This window comes from Treponema bryantii (assembly GCF_900111035.1).
GTDB lineage: Bacteria > Spirochaetota > Spirochaetia > Treponematales > Treponemataceae > Treponema_D > Treponema_D bryantii_C.
Map to the genome: position 1 here is coordinate 1 of NZ_FOFU01000016.1, position 15,469 is coordinate 15,469.

Sequence of the window (15,469 nt, forward strand, 5' to 3'; positions counted from 1 at the left end):
ACCCACTGACATAACTGTCCTGAATCTATTCCTGCATTACATGAAACTTCTTTTATTGAATTACCAGCAAGAACTTGTGCTACAAGTTCATAGCGTTCTGAAGCTCTCCATTTCTTTTTCTTTGTTTTGATTTTTAATGCCTCTGGTCCATTGGCATCTTCTATCTTTTTCCATCTTCGAATCATCTTATGGAAATCTTGCGGATCTTTAAAATGTTCTGGAGTTTCTTCCCAAAACCCTTGTTTGTACATTTCAACGCAGTGTCTTTTGTACTCATACGAGTAATGTTGATGCATAAAAATACCCCCTTTCTGTTTGTCCAGAAAAGGGGGTACATATCAAAACCGGGGATTTTTTTTATTCAGCGCGAGCCATAGCTTCTTCGAAATCCTTTGTTCCTTTCCATATCTCTTTTGTATATGGATTTGTCTTTGTAGCAAATGCTTTTTTGCAGATTGCAGCAAGAACAAGAACGTTGATTGCGAGAGCAAGAACAGCGATAACACCCTGTGCCTTTGGATCAGCTGTAATTCCCATCTTAGCGATAGCCTGCTGAACTTCAGGTCCGTTGTTGGCAATTGCAGGATTATTGTAGATAGCCATAGAAGCGTCATACAGAGCCTGAGCGCCAGTTCCGTCCTGAGGAGCTCCTGCATAAACAGAAGGGAGTACAGAGAATGGCTTAGTCAACTGGAATGGTACAACCTGAGCGAACATACACCAGATTGAAAGAGTGAATGCGCGGTTCTGAATCCAGCCACCCTTGTTCCAGAATGTAGCTGCAAATGTTGGAGCGAGAAGAAGTGCAAGACCGCAGTACCATGAGTGTGTTGGAAGGTTCAGATATGTATATTCGAAGTTCCATACATCATAAGCAATGATGAACATCCATGTCATATCAGGCCAGAGCATATCCTGCTTTTCGAGCTTTCCTTTCTTTGATGAGTAGATTCCCCACCATCCAGTCATACAAGCAATGTTGATGATACCTGCGAGACCGTTGAGAAGGTTCCACCATCCACCATAAAGGAATACACCTTCGTTAGATACCCACCAGCCACCAGAGATTCCACCTTTGACAGCAGATTCGAAATCTGAAGCTACTGCAATAAGAATGTTGATAGCTACGATAATAAATGGCCAGCATTTGAACCATTCAGATTTTCCAAGAGCAGTCCATTTTCTTGCAAGGAAAATAAAACCAATACATCCGATAGTCGCGGCATACAACTTAGCATAATGGAACCAGCCGCCCATATACTTAATTACATACCATTCTGAGGCGAATGAGTTCTTTCCGATAGCAGCTACAATAAAGTAAACTGTCAATGCAGCAGGAACGATGAAGAATACAAGAACACCACCAAACTTTGTTCTACCAAGTTCATTCAAAAGAATGAGACCGAGGAAAACTAAACACCAACCAAGCAACTGAGTTGCTACTGTTGATCCATAAAGTTGAAATAACATGTCATATACCTCCTAACACGCTTCAATTTCCTTTATATTCATTTCATTGCCCGTCTGCAAAACCGTATCTTCGCTTTTGCAGTGCGGACAAGTTTTACCATTTTCAACCGTGCCGTAAGTCTTACCGCAGGCATTGCAGATGCTTACGGCAGGAAGAGTTTCTATTTTGAGGGCAGCATTTTCCATAATGGGAGATTTTTTCACTGCCCACTTCCAACCGTCTTCAAGAAACTCCGGCACTACCCCACTTACCTCTCCGAGCTCAAGCGTTACACTTTGAATCTGCTGCAGTTTCTGTTCGGCCGCAAGATTCTCGAGACGCTTGATTACGTGAAAGACAATACCTAGTTCGTGCATAATTTTACGCGTCATTGCGAGGAGTGCAGCGACGAAGCAATCTATTTAATGGATTGCTTCGCTACGCTCGCAATGACGAATATATGTCTCCTTTGTCAGGGTAATTTTACTTCTCCATTGAATTTCTATTCGGATTCAAGAGAATCTTTACTTCGCGCTTGAGGATGTTTGGCAGAATAGCCTTGAGTTTATCTTCGCTCTTAGTCATTCTGCTTGCCTTTGGATGCTCGCGGTGAAGTTTAATTGCGTCGAACGCACACTTAGTTGTACAAACACCACAACCAATACACTTGTTCTCATCAACAATACTCTGACCACAACTCAAACAGCGCGCAGTTTCTTTCTTAATCTGCTCTTCTGTAAAGCAGAGTTTTGTTTCTGCAAACTTACTGTCTGTAGTTTTCGAACCAGGAACCTGGCGTGGTGTATTGTCATATCCTTCAACAAGAATATCTTCCTTATTAAGTTCAATGAATTCACGCTTGTCGCGTCCGATTGTCATTGTTGAATGCGGCTGTACAAAACGATGAATAGAAACCGCAGCCTTCTTACCGGCAGCAATTGCGTCGATAGCAAATTTCGGACCAGTGTAAACATCACCACCTGCAAAAATATCAGGCTCTGCAGTCTGGTAAGTTACGCCGTCTGCAATTACACCATTTCCACGGCCAAGCTCAACATTCGAACCAGCAAGCATGTCGCCCCATACAATTGCCTGTCCAATAGAAAGGAAAACATTATCGCATTCAACAGTAAGAGTATCAGCTTCATCATATTTTGGATTAAAGCGGCCGGTCTCGTCTTTTACGCTTACGCACTTCTTAAATACGATACCCTTTACCTTGCCATTTTCAGTCAGAATCTCTTTAGGACCCCAGCCGCAGTTTATCTTAATTCCTTCTTCCTCGGCTTCTTCAATTTCTTCTACAGTAGCAGGCATTTCATTGCGCTGCTCAAGACAGAACTGCTGAACATCAGTTCCACCGCAGCGCCATGCTGTACGGCTCACATCAATTGCAACATTACCACCACCAACAACAACAGTCTTGCCGCTTACCTTAAAGTTGTGGTCATCTGCAACTGTGCGCAGGAAGTCTACAGCAGTCATTACTCCTTCTGCATCTTCACCAGGAACGCCAGCCTTGCGGCCACCCTGACATCCGATTGCAATATAGAAGGCTTTGTAGCCCTGCTCACGAAGCTGTGCGATTGTTACGTCTTTTCCAACTTCTACGCCGGTCTTAATTTCAACGCCCATTTCTTTCATTACGTCGATTTCAGCTGCTACTACATCTTTTTCAAGTTTGAATGATGGAATACCGTAAACAAGCATACCACCGGCAACCTTGTTCTTTTCGAATACTGTAGGACGGTAACCTTTTTCTGCAAGATAGAAAGCACATGAAAGACCTGCCGGTCCACCACCGATAATTGCAATCTTCTGGCTGAACTCGCCGCGGTTCGAAGGAATTACCTTCTTAGGAATAAAACGAACCTTAGCGTCCAGATCCTTCTGAGCGATAAATTTCTTTACTTCATCAATAGCAATAGCTTCGTCGATTGTGCCGCGTGTACAGGCAGCCTCACAACGTTTATTACAGATACGTCCACAAACTGCAGGGAAAGGATTTTCCTTTTTAATCAGTTCGAGAGCTTCTGTGTAACGGCCTTCACTTGCCATCTTTAAGTAGCCCTGAATACCAATGTGTGCAGGACATGCAGTTTTACAAGGAGCAGTACCGGTTGAATAACAGTTGATGCGCGCAGTATCGCGGTAGTTTTCATCCCAGTTTGCTTCAGACCATTTATGATTATCTGGCAAAATATGCTTTGGATACTGAACCTTGCTTCCGTCTTTTTTACAGAGATTCTGACCAAGCTTAACCGCGCCGGCAGGACAGTATTCTACACAGCGTCCGCAGGCAACACACTTGTCACTTTCGGTTCTGGCAACATAAGCCGAGCGTGACATATTTGGAGTATTGAAAAGCTGAGAAGTACGGAGAGCGTAGCAGACATTTACGTTACAGTTACAGATAGCGAAAATCTTATTTTCACCGTCAATGTTTGTGATCTGATGAACAAAGCCGTTGTCTTCTGCACGCTGCAAAATCTCATAAACCTGGTCGCGGGTAATATAGTGACCTCGCTTTGTCTCTACAAGGTAATCAGCCATATCACCTACACCGATACACCAGTCTTCCGGATCATCAGCACAGCCTTCTTCGTAGGTGCGGCGGCTGAGGCGGCAGGAACAAGGAGATGCGGCATATTTTCCATCATATTTATCGAGCCAGTGAGAAATATGTTCTACGCTGACACTTGTGTTTTCTGCTTCAATTGCCTTTTCAACCGGAATAACGTGCATACCAATTCCAGCACCTCCCTCCGGTACCATTGGAGTAACCTTAACAAGAGGCTCAAAGGTCATACGGTCAAAGAAGCGTCCGAGCTTTGGATGCTCTTCCAGTTGCTTCTGATTCATGTTTGTAAACTCAGCAGAACCGGGAACGAACATCGGCAGAATATACTGCTTTTCGTGCTTTGGATTTTCCCAGTTATATTCGATAAGACCGGCAATTGCCATATCCATCATGATTTTTTCAAGATATTCTTCTGACTTACCTGTAAGTTTTACAAGCTGAGGCAGAGTAACAGGCTTACGCACATCCATTTTGAGCGCAACTTCTGCCATCTCGTCTGTTACAATTTCGTTTAAGCCCCAGTACTCAGGGTCATTTTCATTTATTTTTCTACCGAGTCGATCTGTAATTTTCTGACCGAGCTCCAGAATTAAAGGTCTAACTTCTGCCATGTTTGATTTCCTCTTTATTTACGTCATTGCAAGGAGCGGAAGCGACGAAGCAATCTACAATATGGATTGCTTCACCTTCGGTTCGCAATGACGGAAGTTTTTTACTTGTTATGAGCATTTACCTCATCAAGTAACCACTGACACCACTCTTCGACACCTTCCCCAGTCTTTGCAGAAATCGGGAAGATTTTTACATTTTTGTTGAGTTTGAGCACATATTCGCGCAGTTTGTCCATATCAAAATCAAAATAAGGTGCTACATCAATTTTGCTGATGATAAGGGCATCAACCTTGCTGAACATTAAAGGATATTTAAGCGGCTTATCATGACCTTCCGGAACAGAAAGAATCATTACATTTTTAGCTGCCCCTGTATCAAATTCTGCCGGACAGATAAGATTTCCTACGTTTTCAAGCACAACAAGATCAAGGCCATCATAATTCAGTTCATTCAAGCCCTGCTCAGTCATTGCAGCATCAAGATGGCACATACCACCCGTATGAAGCTGAATAGACTTTACGCCGGCACCGGCCATAGTCTTTGTGTCAACATCAGAATCAATATCTGCTTCCATTATTCCAATTTTGATTTTGTCTTTTAGCTGTTCAACAGTACGCAGAAGCGTAGTTGTTTTTCCACTCCCCGGAGACGACATCAGATTCATAAGAAAGGTCTTTTTAGATTTGAGTTTATCACGAAGAATCTGAGCTTCTTTGTCGTTGTCGGCAAGGATATTTTCCTTTACCTCGATAACACGAACATCATTCATAAAAAGAGACTCCTGTGATAGTGATACTACTGATAGTATTACTATCAGACATCTATTATATCACAGAAACAGAACTAAAGCAAAGAAATTAACAAGTTGTTAATAAAAGCACATAAACAGAAAAACTTTATTTTGTAAAATTCATAAAATGTAGTTTATAATAGTAGTAAGAGAAATCTAAATATGGATCCGAATTATACAGTTACAATAATAATCTGTGTTCTCAGTATGATTATCCTTGCTATCGATGTCGGCAAGAATACTATTCTTAATAAAGATGACATAAAATGGTTCAGAATTACTTTTATTCTTGCAGCTATCGGAGCATGTTTTGAATACTGCGGTGTATTATCAGATAAGACAAATCTTTTTTCTCAAAAGATTCACTGGTTTATAACCTTTACAGAATTCTGTATTTCCCCTTACCTTGGAATCTGTCTTGCACGAAGCAGCGGAATGAGAAAGTCTGTAAAACCAATGCTGATAATTATGACACTCAATGTCATTATAGAGGTTATCTCTCTTTTTACTGGAATTGTTTTCTATATTGATTCTGACAGTATTTTTCACAGAGGCAATGCATACTGGTCATATCTTTTATTTTGCGTCTTAGATTTTATATATGTACTTTTTGTTTTTATTCTGAATGGTATCCGAGCAAAAATTCGATACCTTATAAACATTCTTTTAATTACTTCTATTATGATTGTTGGACAGGCAGCAAATACAATAAATGGGGAAATCAATTCCGGATACATGAGTATTTGTGTTACCGCAGTATTATTATATATCTGTATTCAGAATATGCTGCGCCATGTTATGATTGAAACAATCAACGTAGAAAAAAAGATTTCTCATCATGATGCCCTGACTAAAGTTCATAGCCGTGTTTCATATAATGATATTGTTGAAGATTTTAACAAAATGATAGAATGCAAGGCAGAAGGCATAAAATTCGCAGTCTGTGAATGTGATCTTAATAATCTCAAAATTGTAAATGATAGTTTTGGCCATGAAGTGGGAGATAAATACTTAATCTCCTGTTGTAAAACAATCTGCAATATTTTTAAGCATAGTCCGGTTTTCAGAATCGGCGGCGATGAATTTGTAATTATTCTGCAGAATGACGATTACGAAAAAATTGATAAACTTAAACAGACTGTAGATGATTTATCTATAAGAGAAATTAACAAAGATGTTCCACTTTTTGAAAAGAAATCATTTGCATCCGGCTTTGCAGTTTATGATCACAGACGCGATACCAGCTTCTGTGATGTATTCAAACGTGCCGATCAGGCAATGTATGAAAACAAGAAGATGTTGAAGTCTTTAAAATAAAAAGACCTTCGGGCCAAGCCCGAAGGTCACTCATCAGTTCACTTTACTTTGCATGAACAATTACATGCAGAACCTTTGTTTTCTGATTATTTAAAATTCGTGAGAACTCAAAGTTTATGATCTTCTTAACAATCTTTCCATCTGCGCCACCTGTGCGTATTGAAACAGGAATCTCTCGAATAGGATTCAAAGTCTCTACCCCAACCTGAGTAAAATCTGTTGAAAAAAGATTTCCAAGATATCTCTGTAAAGCCTGAGTCTTATCACGCGGAAGAATTCTTGCCATAAGAAGCAGGAAGTTGTAATTTTCAGGGTTAGGACATCCAAGAATTCGCGGAGTAGATTCAGAATACTGAGGACTAATATTCCATTCAGCATCAAGCATAAAAAGCGCATATGGAATTGACTTCATAAGAATTCCAAAACTTTCTTCTGTCATTGAAGATTCTTCCAGCTTTTCCATAACACTGTTATATAATGAAGAAATCTGTCCTATTTCTGTGAAAGGTTCAACAGGCAATCTTACCGAAAGATCTCCAGTCTTAGCCTGCTCCTGCATTTTTGCATACACGTCAAAAATTTCTGTAGAAGCTCCATGCTCAACAATATTAAGTCCCTTATCTTCGTCTTCAGAAGAAACACGAAGAGGAAGAATCTTATTCAAAATATTAAAACCAATAAAAGCAAGACCAAAAGCCCAGACTCCACAAGCAGCAACTCCTATAAGCTGGGCAAGGAACTGACTTCCAAAAATAGGATTTGTCCCCAGCAGTTCCGGCTGACCAAAGATACCTACGGCCAGAGTTCCCCAGATACCGGCACAAAGATGAACAGGTACCGCACCTACAGCATCATCTAACTTAAACTTTTCAAGAAGGAAAGAACCGGCAAGCATCACAAGCCCACCGACAGCACCAATTATTGCAGCTGCACCAGGTGTAACACAATGACAGTTTGCTGTAATTGCAACAAGACCTGCAAGAGTTCCGTTAATTACAAAGTTTACATCAGGAATCTTCTTAAATGCCCAGCCTGTAAATAAAGCAGAAAGCATACCGGTTGCAGCTCCAATACAGGTATTCAAAAGAACCTGAGGAACTATATCATTGAAGGCAAGTGTTGAACCACCGTTAAAGCCAAGCCAGCCGAACCATAAAATAAATACACCGGCAACTGTCATCGGAACATCACAGCCCTGGATATTACGAGGCTTTTCACCTTTTGGGAAACGTCCCTTTCTTGAACCAAGAACAATTATTCCGGCAAGTCCGACATAACCACCAACCGAGTGAACTACAGTAGAACCAGCAAAATCAACAAATCCGATTTTATTAAGCCAGCCTTGAGCATCAGAAATAAATGAAGGCTGAATACCTGCCCAAGCCCAGTGACCAAAAATCGGATAAATAATCAGTGACATCAGAAAAGTTGAAATGATATAAGAAGAATACTTCATTCGTTCTGCAACAGCACCAGAAACAATTGTTGCACTTGTTGAACAGAACATTGCCTGGAAAAATAAGAATGTACCAGTATTAAAATCAATATTTCCGCTTGCACCAGGAATAAATCCAGTGAGACCTAAGAATCCTCCGGCAGATTTACCGAACATCAATGCAAAACCTACAAGCCAGTAAACAAAAAGAGATATACCGATATCTGTCAGATTTTTTATTGCGACATTTATGCTGTTTTTTTCACGGGTAAGACCAGATTCCACCATTGAAAATCCCGGTTGCATAAAAAATACCAGTGCCCCCGACACTGCTACCCACAATGCGTCAACAATACCATTCATAAGAAGCCTCCACAAGCTAAGGAAATTTTTGTTAAATAAAAAAAGGCAGAGACGCCAGAACTGGCGTCTCTGCCTTTTGCTTTATGCACTATTTATATTATTTTACAGCCAAAATAGCAATACCTGTAGGCCTGATTAAAACTCCACATCCTCGTCAAAAAGCGGAGTACTGAAGTATCGTTCTGCAGTATCAGGAAGTACAGTAACAACAGTTTTACCAGGGCCAAGAGCTTTTGCAAGTTCAAGCGCAGCAGCAACATTTGTTCCGCTGGAAATGCCGCACATAATTCCTTCCTTGCGTGAAAGCTCGCGGCTTGTTCTGATTGCCTGACTATCTGTTACGATAAAAATGTCATCATAAATTTCCTGATTCAAAATCGGCGGAATAAGTCCGTCACCAATGCCCATCTGAAGGTGTGTACCTACACTACCCCCACTAAGAATTGCTGCATGTGCAGGCTCAACAGCCCATATTGTAATTTCCGGATTTTTCTCTTTTAATACTTCGCCAATTCCTGTAAGAGTTCCGCCCGTACCGATTCCAGAGCAGAAACCATCTATAGGACCATTTACATCTTCAAGAATTTCTATTGCAGTCTGCTCACGCTGAATCTGCGGGTTAGCAGGATTTTCAAACTGCTGAGGAATAAAAACATGAGGATCCATATGCTGCATGTAAAAAGCAGTATCAATACATTCCTGAATACATTTACCAATATCGCCGTTGTCATGAACAAGTTTAACCTCTGCTCCATAATGCTTAACCAGCTTACGGCGTTCTTCTGAAACACTGTCCGGCATAATGATTACAGTTTTATAACCACGAACCGCACCAATAAGTGCAAGACCGATTCCCTGGTTACCGCTTGTCGGTTCAACGATTACTGTGTTTTTATCTATAAGGCCGTGGCGTTCGGCATCAAGAATCATATTAAAAGCGGTACGGGTTTTAATAGAACCGCCTACATTAAGTCCTTCAAATTTAACGAGGACACGTGCCATATCAGGCGTAACCATCTTCTGTAACTGAATAAGAGGTGTGTGTCCGATTGCTTCAAGAATGTTGTTGTAAATCATAGTAATTCCAAAAAAAACACGGTGGCTGAGTACTTTAGCGAACTCAACCACCGTATATGTCATGCAGATCCCGAAACAAGTTCGGGATGACGTTTATTTTGTAGCCAAAATTGCGATACCTGGGAGAGTCTTTCCTTCGAGGAATTCGAGAGAAGCTCCACCACCAGTTGATACGTGGCTCATCTTGTCTGCCAAGTTGAACTTGTTTACAGCAGCAACAGAGTCACCACCACCAACTACAGTCATAGCACCCTTAGATGTTGCTTCTGCAACGAGGCGAGCTACAGCTTCAGTTCCCTTTGCGAAGTTTTCGAACTCGAATACTCCAACAGGTCCGTTCCATACGATAGACTTAGAAGCAAGAATAGCGTTCTTGTAAAGTTCAACAGTCTTAGGACCAACATCCATACCCATAAGGTTATCTGGGAGGTCAACTGCATCAACTGCAACAGGATCCTTATCAGCGAACTCAGCACCACCAACATGGTCAACAGGAAGAAGAATCTTTACGCCAGCTTTTTCAGCCTTTGCAAGAAGATCTTTTGCTGTATCGAGGAAGTCATCTTCAACAAGTGACTTACCGATAGCGTGTCCCTGTGCCTTGAGGAATGTATAAGCCATACCACCACCAACGATGAGTGTAGAAGCGTTCTTCATAAGGCTTTCGAGAACTGCGATCTTTGAAGAAACCTTTGCACCACCGATGATTGCTGTCATTGGTTTTTCTGGATTTGTTACCATTGGCTGAATGTATTTAACTTCTTTTTCCATGAGGAATCCGCCAACAGATTCAACTGGCATAAACTTAGCGATAGAAGCTGTAGAAGCCTGATCGCGGTGAGCTGTACCGAAAGCATCGTTTACGAAGATGTCTCCGTATGTAGCAAGTTCTTTTGCCATTACATCGCGCTCTGCAGCATCTTTAGAAGTCTCTTCCTTGTGGAAGCGAACGTTCTCGAGCATTGCAACAGCTCCTTCTGGAAGAGCATCAATTGCAGCCTTCTGTCCGAGTGCATCTGGAAGGAATGTAACTGGCTTTCCGAGCTTTGAAGCAAAGTATTCAACAACAGGCTTCATGCGGTTCTTTCCGTTGATGAACTTTTCTGCATCAGCGTCTGTCCATGTTTTTCCAGCCTTTTCAGCTTTTTCCTGAGCCTTTTTTACGTCCTTTTTAGGATCGCCGAGGTGGCTCATAAGAACGAGAGAGCGTGGGCTCTGCTCGAGAATGTATTTAATAGTAGGAAGAGCAGCCATGATACGTGTATCATCCTGTACAACTCCGTCCTTCATAGGTACGTTAAAGTCAACGCGCATGATAATGCGTTTGCCTTTAAGGTCAACGTCTTTTACTGTTTTGATCATAAGTAACTCCTATATTTTACCCGCACAAACAATGCACGGAAAATTTACGATATTAGTTAAAATATAATGATTTTATTGTACAAATTCAATGTAAAAATTCTTCACCTTGAAAAACGAAAATAGCTCCCGTAGAAAACATCCCTTGTAACCGAGGTGCCTCGACGCTTTGCTCTGTAATTTCTGCGAGGACAGACGGTCAGTATCGGCACCAAATGTTACAAGGGCGTGTTTTCTACTCCGCTATTTTTGTTTTTCAAAATACAGATGTCTTATATAAAATCAGTAAATACATTATAGTTTAATCAATGAAAGGACGTAATTTTTCACCAACCGAAATCATCTTCGCAGCAACTAATGCGTGCAACTTACACTGTGAGCATTGTTTTATAGAAAGAAATCCTCATAAGCTTGAAATAAAGGATGCTGTTTCGCTGATTGAAAGCTGTGTAAATGCCGGAAGTCAAATCGACCGCATCGGTTTTTCCGGTGGTGAACCTTTTTTGTATATGGATTTTCTTGTAGAAGTAACAAAGGCTGCAATTTCTCACGATCTTATGTTCGACCAGATTATGACAAACGGCGACTGGTGGCAAGATGAAGCCGACCTCTGCAAAAAGCTCCAGGCACTTTACGATGGCGGTTACGACGGAAAAATCGGTCTCAGCTGGGATTCCTACCACGGCCAGAGCACAGAACGAATGGAAACTTTTATCCGAACCGTTCAGAAGATTTTTGGCAAAGATTCGGTAAACATTCAGACAGTTGATGATACAGAAGGGGAAAGCCTTCCCCTAGCTCGCACTTCGTTGCTCGCTACCCCTTCTGCGGGGGACACCCCCACAACGCCCCCAGCCGACATCCCCGTCTACACACTACCCCGCACCTACACTTCAGACGATTCACGCGCCTGGCAGGCCCGCCGCTGGTTCCGCGAAGACTACTGCGAAGGCCCCGGCCAGATTCTCTACGTTCACGCCGACGGCAATATAGCTCCCTGCTGCGGCTTTGCAAATGAAAATCCCGCCCTCTTCATAGGATACATCACAGACAGCTTTGAAAAAATCATGAAAAAAGCGGCCGCCAACCCCATGATTAAACTCTGCTACGAAGAAGGCCTTTCTCACTACCGCCGCCACGGCATAAAAAAATTGCTGCACTCACAGGGAAAAAAGCTCCCCGGCAAGTGCAGCGATATCTGCAGTTTCTGTGATTACGTCTGCAAAATCAATAAAATATCTTCACCAGAATTGAGCCCACAATCGTAGAAGTAATTACACTGGTAAGGCCCGGCAACATAAAGCTGTGGTTTAAGAGATATTTTCCAATCTTCGTTGTTCCAGACCGGTCAAAGTTTACGGTTGCAATATCTGACGGATAATTAGGAATGAAGAAGTAAGCATAAACACTTGGCATTACACCAAGAAGCACAGGTCCAGGAATTCCCAGCTTATAAGCAAGTGGCAGCAAAGTTACCAGAGTTGCACCCTGAGAATTAATCAGAACACTTACTGCAAAAAAAGCAAAGGCAATGGTCCATGGAAACCGCTCTACAATTCCCTTAAGCCCACCTTCGAGCACACCAAGATAATTTGAAAAATAAGTATCTGCAAGCCAGGCAATTCCGTAAATTGCAACAACAGCAACCATGCCACTCTGCCATACAGCACCAGCCACAGCCTTTTTTGGAGAAGCCTTTGCAAAAATGATGATAAAAGCCGCAGCAGTCAAAAGAACAATCTGAATAATGATATTCATTGCAAGCCGCGAAACTTTTTGACTTCCATCCGCAAGAGTTGTAATGTATTGAGGGCGGATATCATGACCAAAAATCTGAAAAAGCGAATAAAACACAATAACTACAATAGCTCCAAGGAAGATGTACACAGAAAGCTTTGCCTGCTTAGAAACTTCATTTCCTAAAACAGAAGCATCAGAGCCATACATATATTTCTTAGTTTCAGGATCGGCAAGACGAGTCTGAAAATCAGGATCCTTATCCAGATCTTTTCCGCGCTTATAAGAAACAAGAGCCGCCGCAATAATTCCACACAAGCAGGATGGAATTGTAATTGCAATAACCTGAATGTTATTAATGTCAAAACCATTCTGCCCCGAAATTACAACAAAAGAAGCAACAGCCGCAGAAATAGGAGAACAGGTAATTCCAACCTGACTCGCAATTGAAGAAACTGCACACGGACGCTCCGGGCGGATTCCTTTTTTAAAGGAGATATCTGCAATAATCGGCATTAGCGTATAAACTACGTGGCCAGTACCAACAAGTACAGTCAGAAAAAATGTACATAAAGGAGCAAGAAAGATTATCTGATTCGGATGCTTTCTAAGCAGTTTTTCTGCAAGCTGAATCATCCATTCCATACCACCGGAAGCCTGAAGCATTCCTGCACAGGTAATAGCCGCAACGATAATAAAAATTACATCTGTCGGCGGATTACCAGGCTTCATTCCCATAACAAGCACAAGAATAAATAGCCCTATTCCAGAAATTGCACCAAGCGCAAGACTTCCATAACGGGAACCAACATAAAGCGCTGCCAGAACTACCAGCAGCTGAAAAATCATAGTAATTGTCATATAAAAAATTATAAGACTTAAATTTATTCAATGCAAATAAAAATGCCCTGCCGTTATACGACAGGGCATTTAGACCAGTGGCATCGACAAGCTCAACCACCGCTTTTCGGTAATCGATTACCGCTTAATTAGAATACTACAACAACTTCACCGTTTGGATATTTTTCTTCTATGAACTTGCGAACTTTTTCACTCTTGAGAGCTTTTACTAAAGCCTGGATTTCTGGTTTGTTCTCATTACCAGCTTTTACTGCAATAACGTTTACATATGGAGAAGAAGAACCTTCAACATAAAGTCCGTCTTTCTTTGCAGAAAGTCCAGCAGGAATTGCATAGTTTCCATTGATTACTGCCGCATCAACATCAGCAAGTACACGTGGAAGAGAAGCAGCTTCTACTTCTGTGAACTTAAGCTTAAGAGGATTTGAAGTAATATCCTGAACTGTAGCAGTGATTCCAGCTTTTGGATCAAGAGTAATAAGACCAGCATCAGCAAGAAGAAGAAGTGCACGGCCTTCGTTTGTTGGGTCATTAGGAATAGCAATACGAGCTTTCTTTTTAAGATCCTTAATATTCTTTACTTTCTTTGAATAAAGAGCAATTGGTTCAACATGGATTCCACCAGCATTTACAAGGTGATATCCACGTTCAGAATTGAATGATTCAAGATATGGAATGTGCTGGAAATAGTTAGCATCAATTTCACCTGATTCAACAGCTTCGTTTGGTGTAACATAATCTGTAAACTCAATAATCTTGAGGTCAACACCTTCTGCCTTAAGATCATCTTTAATCAAATTAAGAAGATCAGCATGTGGTTCTGGAGTAGCTCCTACTTTAATTGAAGCGGCAAACAAACTTGCTGCAGCAAATACTGCGGCTGTAAAAGCGATAATTTTTTTCATATTTAAGTCTCCTTCTAAACCCGTGTTACCGGGTGTTTTGTTGTTCTATTACCCATAGGTTTACTAGGTAATATTAAAATAGTCAATAGCTTTTTTGAAAAAAAATAAAAATAATAACAATTGATTTTTAATTAAATTGCATACAATTTACTTGACAATTCATTCTAAATTGAGTATATTTTAATTGTACACAATACAGTTTTAAGTGTACAGCAACTACATTTGGAGGATAAAATTATGGCAGAACTTAATATCACTAAAGACACATTCCAGAAGGAAGTATTGGAATCGGACAAACCGGTTATCGTAGATTTCTGGGCAACCTGGTGTGGCCCATGCCGCATGCTCGGCCCTATCGTTTCAGAACTCGCAGAAGAGCATCCTGAAATCAAAGTTTGCAAGGTAAACGTTGACGACGAACCAGATCTGGCACAGCAATTCAACGTTATGAGCATTCCGTTCATTGCAACTTTCAAAAACGGCCAGCTCCACAAGTCATCTGTTGGAGTTCAGCCAAAGGAAGCCCTGCTCGCCCTCCTAGACTAGAGTTATAAGAGGCAAAAAAAAGACGCACCAAGTGATGAAGTGCACCCCTAAAGTTGGACAAATAAAGTTCAAGTTAAGGAGGTGCATTTTTTATGTCTAAATACTCAAAAGAGTTAAAATTAAAGATTGTCTTAGACTATATTGAAAAACATATAAGTCCAGAACAACAGGAAAAAGCATATGGAGTAAATTCAAGTCAAATTAGACAGTGGATTGCCCAGTACAAATTAAACGGAAAATTTACAGAACCAACGCGAAATTTTAGCGGAGAATTTAAACTAAAAGTGCTAAACTATCAGCAAGAGCATCGTCTTTCTGATTCACAGACTTCATTGATTTTTGGTATTACAAATATTGGAACTATCTGTGCATGGCGAAAGAAATATATTACCGGTGGTACAGAAGCTCTGTTCCAGAAACAAGGCAGGCGATCAAA

Annotated in this window: 14 protein-coding genes; 4 read left to right on the forward strand and 10 right to left on the reverse strand. The window is 41.1% G+C overall.

Features of this window, described 5'->3' with window-relative positions:
• The 5 genes from BMY21_RS15180 to hypB form a co-directional block, all read right to left on the reverse strand.
• A partial coding sequence (locus tag BMY21_RS15180; RefSeq protein WP_218141068.1) for a hypothetical protein occupies positions 1 to 296 on the reverse strand: 296 nt, incomplete at its 3' end.
• Positions 297 to 357: 61 nt separating this feature from the next.
• Entirely contained in the window at positions 358 to 1,470 is a 1,113-nt protein-coding gene (locus tag BMY21_RS15185; protein ID WP_074645674.1) for a DUF5692 family protein, read from the reverse strand.
• A gap of 12 nt (positions 1,471 to 1,482) precedes the next feature.
• Positions 1,483 to 1,842 carry a hydrogenase maturation nickel metallochaperone HypA gene (locus BMY21_RS15190; protein ID WP_256210501.1) on the reverse strand — a complete coding sequence of 120 codons (360 nt, stop codon included), beginning with the start codon at positions 1,840 to 1,842 and terminating at the stop codon, positions 1,483 to 1,485.
• Between the two features lie 91 nt (positions 1,843 to 1,933).
• Positions 1,934 to 4,642 carry an FAD-dependent oxidoreductase gene (locus BMY21_RS15195; protein ID WP_074645677.1) on the reverse strand — a complete coding sequence of 903 codons (2,709 nt, stop codon included), beginning with the start codon at positions 4,640 to 4,642 and terminating at the stop codon, positions 1,934 to 1,936.
• Between the two features lie 101 nt (positions 4,643 to 4,743).
• Positions 4,744 to 5,412, reverse strand: coding sequence for a hydrogenase nickel incorporation protein HypB (hypB, locus tag BMY21_RS15200; protein ID WP_074645679.1), 669 nt, complete (start codon positions 5,410 to 5,412; stop codon positions 4,744 to 4,746).
• Positions 5,413 to 5,595: 183 nt separating this feature from the next.
• Here hypB and BMY21_RS15205 point away from each other — a divergent pair, with 183 nt between their 5' ends.
• Positions 5,596 to 6,750, forward strand: a complete 1,155-nt coding sequence (locus BMY21_RS15205; protein WP_074645681.1) for a GGDEF domain-containing protein — start codon at positions 5,596 to 5,598, stop codon at positions 6,748 to 6,750.
• A 43-nt stretch (positions 6,751 to 6,793) separates the two neighbouring features.
• Here the strand turns inward: BMY21_RS15205 and BMY21_RS15210 are convergent, their stop codons facing one another.
• The 3 genes from BMY21_RS15210 to BMY21_RS15220 all read right to left on the reverse strand — a co-directional run bounded on the left by BMY21_RS15210 (position 6,794) and on the right by BMY21_RS15220 (position 10,987).
• Complete coding sequence (locus tag BMY21_RS15210; protein ID WP_074645683.1) at positions 6,794 to 8,548, reverse strand: ammonium transporter; 1,755 nt, start codon at positions 8,546 to 8,548, stop codon at positions 6,794 to 6,796.
• A 135-nt stretch (positions 8,549 to 8,683) separates the two neighbouring features.
• Positions 8,684 to 9,688, reverse strand: a complete 1,005-nt coding sequence (gene cysK / locus BMY21_RS15215; protein WP_218141069.1) for a cysteine synthase A — start codon at positions 9,686 to 9,688, stop codon at positions 8,684 to 8,686.
• Between the two features lie 30 nt (positions 9,689 to 9,718).
• A complete protein-coding gene (locus tag BMY21_RS15220; RefSeq protein ID WP_074645685.1) occupies positions 9,719 to 10,987 on the reverse strand; it encodes a phosphoglycerate kinase in 1,269 nt (422 codons plus the stop codon).
• Between the two features lie 305 nt (positions 10,988 to 11,292).
• On the opposite strand from BMY21_RS15220, the gene BMY21_RS15225 reads away from it, so the two are divergent.
• On the forward strand, positions 11,293 to 12,252 hold the full coding sequence (locus BMY21_RS15225; RefSeq protein WP_074645687.1) for a radical SAM/SPASM domain-containing protein: 960 nt from the start codon (positions 11,293 to 11,295) through the stop codon (positions 12,250 to 12,252).
• Here BMY21_RS15225 and BMY21_RS15230 read toward each other — a convergent pair.
• Positions 12,212 to 13,582 (reverse strand): anaerobic C4-dicarboxylate transporter, encoded by a 1,371-nt coding sequence (locus BMY21_RS15230; protein ID WP_074645689.1) that lies wholly within the window; start codon positions 13,580 to 13,582, stop codon positions 12,212 to 12,214. The two genes, BMY21_RS15225 and BMY21_RS15230, sit on opposite strands and share 41 nt — an antisense overlap.
• A 128-nt stretch (positions 13,583 to 13,710) precedes the next feature.
• Complete coding sequence (locus BMY21_RS15235) at positions 13,711 to 14,487, reverse strand: MetQ/NlpA family ABC transporter substrate-binding protein (protein WP_074645691.1); 777 nt, start codon at positions 14,485 to 14,487, stop codon at positions 13,711 to 13,713.
• A 237-nt stretch (positions 14,488 to 14,724) separates the two neighbouring features.
• Between BMY21_RS15235 and trxA the strand changes: the two genes are divergently transcribed.
• Positions 14,725 to 15,033 carry a thioredoxin gene (gene trxA, locus BMY21_RS15240; RefSeq protein WP_074645692.1) on the forward strand — a complete coding sequence of 103 codons (309 nt, stop codon included), beginning with the start codon at positions 14,725 to 14,727 and terminating at the stop codon, positions 15,031 to 15,033.
• A gap of 92 nt (positions 15,034 to 15,125) precedes the next feature.
• A partial coding sequence (locus tag BMY21_RS15245) for a helix-turn-helix domain-containing protein (protein WP_143064254.1) occupies positions 15,126 to 15,469 on the forward strand: 344 nt, incomplete at its 3' end.

Coding starts and splice junctions, on each gene's coding strand:
- BMY21_RS15205 (WP_074645681.1), top strand. CDS start 5,596: ATGGATCCGAATTATACAGTTACAATAATAATCTGTGTTCTCAGTATG.
- BMY21_RS15230 (WP_074645689.1), bottom strand. CDS start 13,582: ATGACAATTACTATGATTTTTCAGCTGCTGGTAGTTCTGGCAGCGCTT.
- BMY21_RS15220 (WP_074645685.1), bottom strand. CDS start 10,987: ATGATCAAAACAGTAAAAGACGTTGACCTTAAAGGCAAACGCATTATC.
- cysK (WP_218141069.1), bottom strand. CDS start 9,688: ATGACATATACGGTGGTTGAGTTCGCTAAAGTACTCAGCCACCGTGTT.
- BMY21_RS15185 (WP_074645674.1), bottom strand. CDS start 1,470: ATGTTATTTCAACTTTATGGATCAACAGTAGCAACTCAGTTGCTTGGT.
- hypB (WP_074645679.1), bottom strand. CDS start 5,412: ATGAATGATGTTCGTGTTATCGAGGTAAAGGAAAATATCCTTGCCGAC.
- BMY21_RS15210 (WP_074645683.1), bottom strand. CDS start 8,548: ATGAATGGTATTGTTGACGCATTGTGGGTAGCAGTGTCGGGGGCACTG.
- BMY21_RS15195 (WP_074645677.1), bottom strand. CDS start 4,642: ATGGCAGAAGTTAGACCTTTAATTCTGGAGCTCGGTCAGAAAATTACA.
- BMY21_RS15190 (WP_256210501.1), bottom strand. CDS start 1,842: ATGACGCGTAAAATTATGCACGAACTAGGTATTGTCTTTCACGTAATC.
- BMY21_RS15235 (WP_074645691.1), bottom strand. CDS start 14,487: ATGAAAAAAATTATCGCTTTTACAGCCGCAGTATTTGCTGCAGCAAGT.
- trxA (WP_074645692.1), top strand. CDS start 14,725: ATGGCAGAACTTAATATCACTAAAGACACATTCCAGAAGGAAGTATTG.
- BMY21_RS15225 (WP_074645687.1), top strand. CDS start 11,293: ATGAAAGGACGTAATTTTTCACCAACCGAAATCATCTTCGCAGCAACT.